At 69.4% G+C, this 11,127-nt stretch carries 10 protein-coding genes; 5 read left to right on the forward strand and 5 right to left on the reverse strand.

Annotation, left to right across the window (positions count from 1 at the left end):
* Window positions 1–13 precede the first annotated feature (13 nt).
* Both R2K23_RS01500 and marP read left to right on the forward strand, forming a co-directional pair.
* On the forward strand, window positions 14–787 hold the full coding sequence (locus tag R2K23_RS01500; protein ID WP_316513805.1) for an NUDIX hydrolase: 774 nt from the start codon (window positions 14–16) through the stop codon (window positions 785–787).
* Window positions 784–1,971, forward strand: a complete 1,188-nt coding sequence (gene marP / locus R2K23_RS01505) for an acid resistance serine protease MarP (RefSeq protein WP_316513807.1) — start codon at window positions 784–786, stop codon at window positions 1,969–1,971. Before R2K23_RS01500 ends, marP begins: the two co-directional genes overlap by 4 nt.
* 130 nt (window positions 1,972–2,101) lie before the next feature.
* Here marP and R2K23_RS01510 read toward each other — a convergent pair whose 3' ends face one another.
* From R2K23_RS01510 to R2K23_RS01520, 3 genes are read right to left on the reverse strand one after another with little or no spacing between them, the layout of a single operon-like run.
* Window positions 2,102–3,085, reverse strand: coding sequence for a linear amide C-N hydrolase (locus R2K23_RS01510; protein ID WP_316513808.1), 984 nt, complete (start codon window positions 3,083–3,085; stop codon window positions 2,102–2,104).
* Window positions 3,086–3,096: 11 nt separating this feature from the next.
* Window positions 3,097–4,047, reverse strand: a complete 951-nt coding sequence (locus R2K23_RS01515) for an alpha/beta fold hydrolase (protein WP_316513809.1) — start codon at window positions 4,045–4,047, stop codon at window positions 3,097–3,099.
* Between the two features lie 7 nt (window positions 4,048–4,054).
* Complete coding sequence (locus R2K23_RS01520) at window positions 4,055–4,564, reverse strand: phage holin family protein (RefSeq protein WP_316513810.1); 510 nt, start codon at window positions 4,562–4,564, stop codon at window positions 4,055–4,057.
* A gap of 173 nt (window positions 4,565–4,737) precedes the next feature.
* On the opposite strand from R2K23_RS01520, the gene R2K23_RS01525 reads away from it, so the two are divergent.
* A complete protein-coding gene (locus R2K23_RS01525; protein WP_316516987.1) occupies window positions 4,738–5,379 on the forward strand; it encodes a S1 family peptidase in 642 nt (213 codons plus the stop codon).
* Window positions 5,380–5,397: 18 nt separating this feature from the next.
* Here the strand turns inward: R2K23_RS01525 and acs are convergent, their stop codons facing one another.
* Window positions 5,398–7,359, reverse strand: a complete 1,962-nt coding sequence (gene acs, locus R2K23_RS01530) for an acetate--CoA ligase (protein ID WP_316513811.1) — start codon at window positions 7,357–7,359, stop codon at window positions 5,398–5,400.
* Between the two features lie 84 nt (window positions 7,360–7,443).
* On the opposite strand from acs, the gene R2K23_RS01535 reads away from it, so the two are divergent.
* Both R2K23_RS01535 and R2K23_RS01540 read left to right on the forward strand, forming a co-directional pair.
* On the forward strand, window positions 7,444–9,063 hold the full coding sequence (locus R2K23_RS01535; RefSeq protein ID WP_396892837.1) for a peptide ABC transporter substrate-binding protein: 1,620 nt from the start codon (window positions 7,444–7,446) through the stop codon (window positions 9,061–9,063).
* A 43-nt stretch (window positions 9,064–9,106) separates the two neighbouring features.
* On the forward strand, window positions 9,107–9,877 hold the full coding sequence (locus R2K23_RS01540; RefSeq protein WP_316513812.1) for a Fic family protein: 771 nt from the start codon (window positions 9,107–9,109) through the stop codon (window positions 9,875–9,877).
* Between the two features lie 427 nt (window positions 9,878–10,304).
* On the opposite strand, the gene R2K23_RS01545 is transcribed toward R2K23_RS01540, so the two are convergent.
* A complete protein-coding gene (locus R2K23_RS01545) occupies window positions 10,305–11,111 on the reverse strand; it encodes an HAD-IB family hydrolase (protein WP_316516991.1) in 807 nt (268 codons plus the stop codon).
* Between the last annotated feature and the right edge of the window lie 16 nt (window positions 11,112–11,127).

Consider the following 11,127-nt stretch of genomic DNA (forward strand, 5'->3'; position numbering starts at 1 on the left):
GAGGGGAAGCGTAGTGAGCGCAGCGGTGTCGCTCGCGCCCGACGCGGGCCCGCCGTGGTTGCGGCCGCTGCTCGACAACGTCGACGGGGTCCGTGACGCTTACCGCCGCCGTGCCTCCCCGCAGATCCTGGCCGCGATCTCGGCGGCCAGCGACGAGGCCAAGCAGTCCGGTGCCCGCCGCGACGCCGCGGTGCTGGTGCTGTTCTCCGGTCCGGCATCCGAACCCGGCGACGGCGGCCTGGCCACCGAGGCCCGCCTGCTGGTCACGGTGCGCGCCTCCACCCTGCGGCATCACGCGGGGCAGGCCGCGTTCCCGGGCGGCGCCAGCGACCCCGGCGACGACGGTCCCGTCGGCACCGCGCTGCGGGAAGCCTGGGAGGAGACCGGGATCGACACCGCGCGGGTGCGCCCGCTGGCTACTCTGCACCGGATGTTCATCCCGCCGTCGGGCTTCCACGTGGTTCCGGTGCTGGCCTACGCGCCGGACCCGGGCCCGGTCGCGGTGATCGACGAGGCCGAGACGGCACTGGTGTCGCATGTGCCCGTGCGCGCGTTCACCAACCCGGAGAACCGCCTGATGGTCTACCGTTCGGCGAACACCCGGGCCTCGGCCGGGCCGGCGTTCCTGCTCAACGAGATGTTGGTGTGGGGATTCACCGGACAGGTGATCTCGGCGATGCTCGATGTCGCCGGCTGGGCCAAGCCGTGGGACGACAGCAAGGTCGTCGAACTGCACGACGCGATGGCCATGGTGCCGACGGACAACGGAGGGCCCAAGCAACTATGAGTTCGTCGCAGTGGCTGGACATCGCAATCGTGGCCATCGCGTTCGTCGCCGCGGTGTCGGGATGGCGCTCCGGTGCGCTCGGTTCGTTGATGTCGTTCGTCGGCGTGGTGCTCGGCGCGGTGGCCGGCGTGCTGCTGGCCCCGCACCTGGTCGACAACATCGACGGGGCACGCACCAAGCTGTTCGCCGCGCTGTTTTTGATCCTGGCCCTGGTGGTGATCGGCGAGATCGCCGGCGTGGTCCTGGGCCGCGCGGTCCGCGGCGCGCTGCGCAACACCGGCCTGCGGTTCATCGACTCGCTGATCGGGGTCGGCACGCAGGTGCTGGTGGTGCTGATCGCGGCCTGGATGCTGGCCACCCCGCTGACCACCTCCGACCAGCCGAATCTGGCTGCCGCGGTGCGCGGTTCGAAGGTGCTCAGTCAGGTCGACGAGGTGGCCCCGGAGTGGCTGCGCACCGTGCCCAAACGGCTGTCCGCCCTGCTGGACACCTCCGGGCTGCCCGACGTGCTGGAGCCGTTCGGGCGGACACCGATCGTCGAGGTGGACCCGCCGGATGCGGCCCTGGCCGACTCGCTGGTGGTCGAGGCGGTGCGTCCCAGCGTGGTGAAGATCCGCGGCGTCGCGCCCGGCTGCCAGAAGGTGCTGGAGGGAACGGGATTCGTCGTCGCGCCCAACCGGGTGATGTCCAACGCGCACGTGGTCGCCGGGTCGGACAGCGTGACCATCGAATCCGACGGCGAGACCTACGACGCCACCGTGGTCTCGTATGACCCCAACGCCGACATCTCGGTGCTCGACGTGCCCAACCTGCCCGCCCGGGCGCTGCCGTTCGCCGAGGAACCGGCGGTCACCGGCACCGACGTCTTGGTGGTGGGCTACCCGGGCGGCGGGGAGTTCGCCGCCACCCCGGCGCGTATCCGGGAGATCATCGAACTCAACGGTCCCGACATCTACCGGACCACCACCGTCATGCGTGAGGTCTACACCATCAGAGGGACCGTGCGGCAGGGTAATTCGGGTGGCCCGCTGATCAACCGCGGCGGTCAGGTGGTCGGGGTGATCTTCGGCGCCGCGGTCGACGACACCGACACCGGGTTCGTGCTCACCACCAACGAGGTGTCGCAGCAGTTCGCCAAGATCGGCAATACCGAGCGGGCGCCGACAGGGTCCTGCGTCACCTAACCGACGGTGCCCGCTGGTCGGACTCCTCCGCGGTTCGCTACGCAAGCTCCGCGAACCGCTGCGTCATCCGACGGGATCTGATGGTCGGACTCCTCCGCGGTTCGCTACGCAAGCTCCGCGAACCGCTGCGTCATCCGACGGCCAAAAACTGGAACGGCGCAGCCGGCTCGAAGCTCCCGCTGGCGTCCCCGGCATACACGGTCTTCTCGCCGTCGCCGAGGCTCAGGCGCAGCGTCGGCGCGCCCTCGGAGAAGTCCAGCTTGTCCAGGTTCACCCAGAACGTGTTGGGTGCCAAGGCCGATTCGAAGAAGTATCGCCGGTCCTTGTGGTCCACCGCGGTGCGCCACCGGGTCGAGGAGATGTTCGGCTCGTCGGGGGTGGTGATGCCGTAGGGGACGGACGCGTTGCGGACGACGCTGAGTACCGCGGCCACCGAGTCCTGCCGGTCGTCGGTCTTGGGAATGGCGTTGATGTAGAACGAGGCCCGCACGAAACGGTCGGCGGCCCGGTTGGTGCCGGGCAGCATCACGACCCCGCCGATCTGATTCCAGTACTCGTTGATCGCCAGCTGCTTGTCGAAGGTCGGCGAATTCGTCATCACCTGGTACTCGCGGCTGTGGTGGATGACCTGCTCCCCGCCGATGTACTCGACGATGGCGCTGTCGCCGGTGGGGTCCGACATCGACAGGTGCAGGGTCGCCAGCCGGTTCTCGCCGGGCACCTGCGCGGTGACCACCCGAATCGGGTTGGCCGACAACGCGGTAACGGCCTCGGCCACGGTCGCGAAGTTGTCCAGCACGTACTGGCCCCACAGTGCCACCGAGACACCGGGCCGCTCGTCGGCCGTCTGCGCGTACTCGGATTCGGCCAGCCACAGCATGTTCATGGCCAGGCCGGCCTCGTTGAGTCCGTCGGTGCTGCAGATGTCGTAGCCGGTGGCCACCACGCTGCCGTACTTCGAGGTCCATTGCGCCGAGCCGGGCCCGGCCAGGCCGGTGCGCTCCACCCCGCGGGGCAGTGCCCACAGGTTGGTGTCGAGTTCGACCTTCCAGTCCATCGACCGGCCGGTGATGATCCGATCTCCACTGCCCAAATACACGACGCGGGTGCACATGGCACTAGAGGTTAGCTGTGTACCTCGTCGAGGAAGCGCTGAAGGTGCTCGTTGGCCAATTCTGGTGTCTCTTCGTGACCGAAATGGGCGGCGCCGGGCAGCGATTCGAACTGGCCCTGCGGGGCGTAGCGCCGGGACCGGGCCACCGGTCCGGCCAGCACGTAGGGGTCGGCGTCGCCGCGCAGATGCAACACGGGGATGCCCAGCGGCCGGTCCATGGAGTGCATGAATCGACGGCCCTCCGAACGGAATTGGCTGCGCACCGCCCAGCGCTGATACTCCAGGGCGCAGTGCGCCGCCCCCGGGATCTGAACGGCGCGACGCAGGTGGGCGATGGTTTCGGCGAAGTCCTCGGAGGCCAGCCACTTGTCGGAGGCCCGGCTGCGCACGAACGCCTCCAACCCGGCGCCGTCGTGTCGGGTCAGCGCCCGTTCGGGCAGCATCGGGACCTGGTAGGACAGCAGCGAACGCAGCAACGCCGAGCTCTGATCGCGGCGGGTCAGCGCGGCGTGCCGCAACGCCAGGGGATGCGGCGAGCTCACCAGTCCGATGGCCCGCACCAGCCGGGGCTGCAGCACCGAGGTGGCCCAGCACACCAGCCCGCCGTCGGCGTGCCCGATCAACGTCGCCGAGCTGTGGCCCAGCGCGCGGATCAGGCCGGCGGTGTCGCCGGCCAGCGTCCAACCGTCGTAGCCGCGCGGCGGCTTGTCGCTGCCGCCGTAGCCGCGCAGATCCATGGCCACCACCCGGGCGCCGCTGAGCCCGCGCAGCTGATGCCGCCAGGACCACCAGAACGAACCGAAACCGTGCAGCAGGATCACCAGCGGGCGCTGGGCCGCGGGCGCGTCGTTGGGCCTGGGATTGGCCTCGGCGACCTGGAAGCGAATCCCGTTGGCGTGCACGTCCCGATGTCGCCACGGCCCGGGGATCCGGGTTACGGACGGGTCGGGCCCGGCCGCCATCAGGACATCACCACCCCGACGGGTCGGGGACCGCAGCCTTGTCGGGCGACCCCTGAGCGCCGGAGCCGTGATCGCCTCCGGTCAACGCCGAGCGGGTTTCCTTGACCGATTCGATGGTCTGTTGCGGTCCCCGGATGCGGCGCACCTTGAGATAGCCGAACAGGGCCAGCACCACGGTGACCAGCACCATGATCCCGAACACGATCAGGTAGGCCACCCAGCTCCACAGCCAGGTGTCGAGCAGTTGGGCGAGGAAGAAGAAAAAGAAGAAGGTCGAGTAGAACAGCACCACCAGCGCGGCGATGAAGAACACGCTGCCGGTCACGCCCTTCTTGACGTCCCGGGTGATCTCCGCGCGGGCCAACTCCACCTCGGCGCGGACCAACGTCGACACCTGCGACGAGGCTTCCTTGACGAGATCGCCGATGGAGGCGTTGGCGGGCAGCGCATGTGGGTCGACCAACGGGATCGAGGTCACGGTGGCGGGCACGCCGTTCTGCTGATCACCTTTGCTCACAGCGCCCATGTTGCCATGTCCGCCTCGCACCGCACGAGCCGTGATACCGGTGTTGCTGATGTGGTGGGAGATACACTTGCCCGACGAGTCGGGGCTCGAGCAGCTAGGAGAGCTATTTGATGACCGGGCGCCGGTGGTGGGGGATGGCGGCGGGCCTGTGTGCCGCCCTCTGTATGTCGATGGCGTCGGCCGGCCCCGCGGGCGCGGCCCCGGTCACGTTGGGCGGCGGCTCGGGCATCGTCGTCGACGGTGAATCCCACTGCACGCTGACCGCCATCGGTACCGACAACCGCGGCGACCTGGTCGGCTTCACCTCGGCGCACTGCGGCGGACCCGGGGCGACGGTGGCCGCCGAAGGCGCCGAGGGCGCGGGCGCGGTGGGCACCATGGTCGCCGGCAACGACGCGCTCGACTACGCCGTCATCCGGTTCGACCCCGCCAAGGTCACGCCGACCAACAACGTCAAGGGTTTCGTGATCAACGGCCTGGCGCCTGACCCGGCCTTCGGCGACATCGCCTGCAAGCTGGGCCGCACCACCGGCTACTCCTGCGGCGTGACGTGGGGGCCGGGCCAGGAGCCCGGCACCATCGTCAACCAGGTCTGCGGCCAGCCCGGTGATTCCGGCGCGCCGGTGACCGTCGACAACAAGCTCGTCGGGATGATCCACGGCGCCTTCACCGAGGGCCTGCCGACCTGCGTCATCAAGTACATCCCGCTGCACACCCCGGCGGTGACGATGTCGTTCAACACGCAGTTGGCCGACATCGTCGCCAAGGGCCGCCCCGGCAGCGGCTTCGTCCCGATCGGTGCCTAGCTGATACCCGCCGGACCGCTACTTGTTGGCGCGGATGGCCTCGAACACGCTGGGATCCACCAGGGTCGAGGTGTCGCCCAGTTCGCGGCCCTCGGCGACATCCCGCAGCAGTCGCCGCATGATCTTGCCGCTGCGGGTCTTCGGCAGTTCGGGCACGATGTGGATTTCCCGGGGCTTGGCGATCGGTGAGATCTCCCGGGACACCTCCGCCCTCAGGTCGTCGACCAGTTCGTCGGTGGGGACTTCCTGGTGGTGGGCCTTGAGGATCACGAACGCGCAGATCGCCTGCCCCGTCTGATCGTCGGCGGCGCCGACCACGGCGGCCTCGGCCACCCCGGTGTGTCCGACGAGCGCCGACTCCACCTCGGCGGTGGAGATCCGGTGCCCGGAGATGTTCATCACGTCGTCGATGCGGCCCAGCACCCAGATCTCACCGTCGGTGCCGTAGCGCGCGCCGTCGCCGGCGAAATACCAACCCTTGTCGGCGAACCGGGACCAGTAGGTGTCCTGGTAGCGCTCCGGGTCGCCCCAGATGCCGCGCAACATCGCCGGCCACGGCTTGTCGAGAACCAGATATCCGGTGGCCTGCTCGCCGTGGTCGGTGGCGGGCGGCAGTTCGTTGCCGTCGTCGTCGACCACCTTGGCCGAAATGCCCGGCAGCGCACGCATCGCCGAACCCGGCTTGGCCTCGGTCACACCCGGCAGCGGCGAGATCATGATGGCCCCGGTCTCGGTCTGCCACCAGGTGTCGACGACGGGAGTGCGATCGCCGCCGAAGACCAGTCGGTACCAGCGCCAGGCCTCCGGGTTGATGGGCTCGCCCACCGACCCGAGCAGCCGCAGGCTGGACAGGTCGTGTGCGAAGGCGATCTCGCGGCCCCACTTCATGAACGTCCGGATCAGCGTGGGCGCGGTGTAATAGATTGTCACGCCGTACTTTTCGATGACCTGGAAGTGGCGGTGCTCGTCCGGAGAGGCGGGCGTGCCCTCGTAGACCACCTGCGTCACGCCGTTGGACAGCGGCCCGTAGACGATGTAGGTGTGCCCGGTCACCCAGCCGATGTCGGCGGTGCACCAGTACACGTCCGACTCGGGCTTGACGTCGAACACGTAGTGGTGACTGTAGGAAGCCTGCGTCAGGTAGCCACCCGTGGTGTGGACGATGCCCTTTGGCTTACCGGTGGTGCCGGAGGTGTAGAGCAGGAACAGCGGGTGCTCGGAGTCGAACGCTTCGGGGGTGTGCTCGGTGTCGGCCTTGGCGACCGTGTCGTGCCACCACAGGTCGCGGCCCTCGGTCCAGGGCACGTCGATACCGGTGCGCCGCACCACCAGCACGTGCTCGACGGGGCTGTTCTCCAGACCGTCGATCGCCTCGTCGACGCCGGCCTTCAGCGACACTGCCTTGCCGCGGCGGTACTGCCCGTCGGTGGTGATGACCACCTTGGCGGTGGCGTCGTCGATGCGGGCGCGCAGCGCCGAGGCGGAGAAGCCGGCGAACACCACGGAGTGCAGGACGCCCAGGCGGGCGCAGGCCAGCATCGCCACGATGGCCTCGGGGACCATCGGCATGTAGATCGCGACCCGGTCGCCGGCCGTCAGCCCCAACCCGGCCAGCGTGTTGGCGGCCCGACAGACCTCGTCCTTGAGTTCGGCGTAGGTGATGTCGCGGGCGTCGCCGACGGGCTCACCCTCCCAGTGGATGGCCACCCGGTCGCCGTTGCCGGCCTCGACGTGGCGGTCCACACAGTTGTAGGCGACGTTGAGCTTGCCGCCCACGAACCACTTGGCGAACGGCGCCTCCGACCAGTCCAGGACCTCGTCGAACGGCGTCGCCCAGGACAGCCGCTGCGCCTGTTTCGCCCAGAACGCGAGCCGATCGGCCTCGGCCTCGTCGTAGAGTGCCGCGGTCGCGTTGGCCTGCGCGGCGAACTCCGCCGACGGCGGATAACATGACGGAACTCCAGCATGCGTCTCGGTCATAAGAGTGAGCGTAGTCACCTGTCGCGACGCCGCAATCGTCACCTCACACACGTCCGGAGCGGACAGCGGTCAAGGAGGCCGGGATTGGCTCGGATCCGCGTTGCGGTGTCCCGACTGACGGCCCTTCTGCTTCCCGCCCTGCTGGTGCTCGCCGGTTGCTCGGCCACCCCCGGCGGCGTCGGCGGCACCGAGTTCGTCCGGGTCAACGGCGCCATCCCGGCGTACCCGCTGCTGCCCACCGACGCCGACGATCCGCACCAACGACGGGTCCTGGATCGCATCTTCGCCGGGCTGGTGTCCTACGACGCCGCGGGCACCTCTACGCCGGAGGTGGCCGAATCCATCGAGACCGTGGACAACCGGGTCTTTCGCATCCGGCTCGAACCCGGCTGGCAATTCACCGACGGTTCACCGGTGACCGCGCACTCGTTCGTCGACGCGTGGAACTACGGCGCGTCGAGCACCAACGGTCAGGCGCTGCAGGCCTACTTCGCGCCGATCGAGGGCTACGAACAGGTGTCGGGGCCGGAGCAGGCGGCCGAGACGATGTCGGGTCTGCAGGTGGTCGACGACACCGAGTTCGTCGTCCGGCTCAAGGTGCCCAACGGCGACTTCGTGCAGCGGTTGGGCTTCGCGGCGTTCTACCCGCTGCCGGCGGTGGCCTTCGAGGACATGGCCGCCTTCGGCCGCCAACCGATCGGCAACGGGCCCTATGTGCTGGCCGGTGGCGCCTCGAGCCGCGGTCTCGACCTGGTGCCCAATCCGGACTACCGCGGCAACCGGGTCCCGCAGAACCGGGGCCTGCGTTTCATCCCGTACCCGGACCTCGACGCCGCCTACCGCGATCTGCTGGCCGGCAAGCTCGACGTGCTCGACACCATTGCGCCCGGTGCGTCGGCCACCGCCGAAGAGGACCTCGACGGTCGGATGGTGACCGGGGTCGCCGCCCAGAACCAGACGCTGAACACCCCGCTTCGCCTGAAGCACTTCGGCGGTGAGGAGGGGCGGCTGCGCCGCTTGGCGCTGTCCACGGCGATCGACCGGGCCGGGATCTGCGCGCAGGTCTTCGGCGGATCACGGGTTCCCGCGCAGGATTTCACGTCGGCGTCGCTGCCGGGCTTCACGCCCGGACTGGCCGACGGGTACCTGCTGGAGTACAACCCGAAGCTCGCGCGGCACCTGTGGGTGCGGGCCGACGCCATCGCCCCCTGGCGGGGCCGGTACACCATCACGTACAACGCCGACGGCGATCACCGGGCGTGGGTGGAGGCGGTGGCCGAGAGCATCCGCGGCACCCTGGGTATCGACGTGGTGACCGTGGCGGTGCCGACGTTCGCGGCGCTGCGCGGCGACGTCGACGACCGCGTCATCGACACCGCGTTCCGGGCCGGCCGGGTCGCCGACCACCCGTCGATGCTGGCGTTCCTCGAGCCGTACGTCACCGGGGCCCCCGACAACGACGTGGACTACTCCAATCGCGACTTCGACGGTGCGCTCACGGCGGCCCAATCCGCGCCCACCCCGGCCGGCTCATATGCACTCGGCAACGCCGCGCAGCGGATCCTGCTGCGCGACATGCCGGTGATCCCGCTGTGGAACCACGTCGTGACCGCCGGGCATTCGGCCGCGGTCACCGACGTGGTGATCGGGTGGAACGGTCAGCCGGACTACGAGCGGATCGTCAGGGACGGGCGGTCCCGCTGAGCGTCGGACCGGCGGATTCGGCCCCACTGTAAGGTGGGCCGCCGTGGCAACCGATCCGCTGACCCCGCTGCTGGAGCTGCCCGGCGTGGCCGAGGCGGCCGAGGAGACCCGGGCGGCGCTCGGGCGCGCGCACCGGCACCGGGCGAATCTGCGGGGCTGGCCCGTGACGGCCGCGGAGGCGTCCCTGCGCGCCGCGCGTGCGTCGTCGGTCCTCGACGGCGGTGTGCTGCAACTCGACGAGAACGCCGCCGGCGATCCGGTGTTCGCCGGCTCCCTGCGGGTTGCCCAGGCGCTCGAAGGCGGTTCGGGAACGCTGATCGGGGTCTGGCAACGCGCACCGCTGCAGGCGCTGGCGCGGCTGCACTCGTTGGCCGCGGCCGATCTCGTCGACGAGGAACAGCTCGGGCGGCCGCGGGCAACACCGGAGATCTCGGCCCGGCTCGACCTGATGACCCGGCTGGTGACGGGGGCCAGTTCGGTGCCCGCGCCGGTATTGGCCGCGGTGGCGCACGGCGAGATGCTGGCGCTGTCCGCCTTCGGCAGCGCCGACGGCGTGGTGGCCCGGGCGGTGTCGCGCCTGGTTTCGATCGCCACCGGCCTGGACCCGCATGGACTGGCGGTGCCGGAGGTCTATTGGATGCGGCGGGCGGCCGACTATCGCAAGGCGGCCGAGAGCTTCGCCGGCGGAACCGAGCGCGGCCTGACCGAATGGCTGCTGCTGAGTTGTCGGGCGATGCAGGAGGGGGCGCGCGAAGCGCTCGCGATCGCCGACGCGAAGGATCAGGCCGGAAAGTCCGCCCCGTCGACGGACTGAGCCCGAACATAGTGAAGCGGGCGGCGCTCCGATGTCTCGGTTCGCCGCCCGCTAGCACGGAACTCGGTTACCAAGCGTGCGACGGTGGGCTGCGTGGGTTGGCCTCGGCGTACTTGCGATGCGCTGCGGTGGTGGCCCCACCCAAAGGGCTACGATCCCGTCCGCTTTTCGCAATTGCGCAGGCCCGCAACACTTCTGCCATTATCGCGGCTGTGGCTCCGCGTGGGTGCCGGGTACCGTGCTGGGTCGCCCGGTTCGGGAGAGCGACTCTTCTCTTCCGAGTCGATCTTGGCCTGGCGGGCTTCCGTGCCTCCTTTGTACTACGTGATCTTGGTCACAGCAAGTATTCACCCCGCACGCGAGTTCAGATCGTTATCGCGGGGGCCGGCGACCCGCGCCGACGCGGGGCCCGAAATGCCGAAATCGGTTACCGCAGGACAAATCTGCGTAGCAGCGAGAACGTCAGCGCGCCGGCGCTGAGTGCCGTGATGCCGACGGCGGCCGTCGTCGCGATGGCGGCTCCCGACGGCGCCGAGAAGCGGTCCCGCAACGACACCGGCTTGGAAAAGGTCAACACGGGCCAGCCGCGGCCGGCCGCCTCCTTGCGGAGGTTTCGGTCGGGGTTGACGACGGCGGGATGTCCGACCAGTTCCAGCATCGGCAGGTCGGTCACCGAGTCGGAGTACGCGTAGCAGTGCTCCAGCGGGTAACCCTCGCGGGCCGCCAGTTCCCGGATGGCCTCGGCCTTGCCCTCGCCGTAGCAGTAGAAGGCGATCTCCCCGGTGTACTTGCCGTCTTCGACCACCATCCGGGTCGCCATGGCGTGGGTCGCGCCGAGCGCGCGGGCGATGGGCGCGACGACCTCCTCGCCCGATGCGGAGACTATGACCACGTCACGGCCGCACAACTTGTGGTCGGCGATGAGGTTCGCGGCTTCGGCGAACACCAGTGGGGTCACGATCTCGTGCAGGGTTTCCTCGACCGCGGACTTGACCTGCTCGACATCCCAACCGGTGCACATGCTCGTCACGTAGGAGCGCATCCGGTCCATCTGGTCGTGGTCGGCGCCCGACATCAGGAAGACGAATTGCGCGTAGCTGGACTTCAGGACACTGCGCCGATTCAGTAGCCCCTGCGCGAAGAACGGTTTGCTGAACGCGAGCGTGCTCGATTTCGCGATCACGGTCTTGTCGAGGTCGAAGAAGGCGGCGGTGCGCGGCGGATCGTCGGCCACCGCTTCGTTTCGACGT

It is taken from the genome of Mycolicibacterium sp. MU0050, assembly GCF_963378085.1.
GTDB classification, from domain to species: domain Bacteria; phylum Actinomycetota; class Actinomycetes; order Mycobacteriales; family Mycobacteriaceae; genus Mycobacterium; species Mycobacterium wendilense.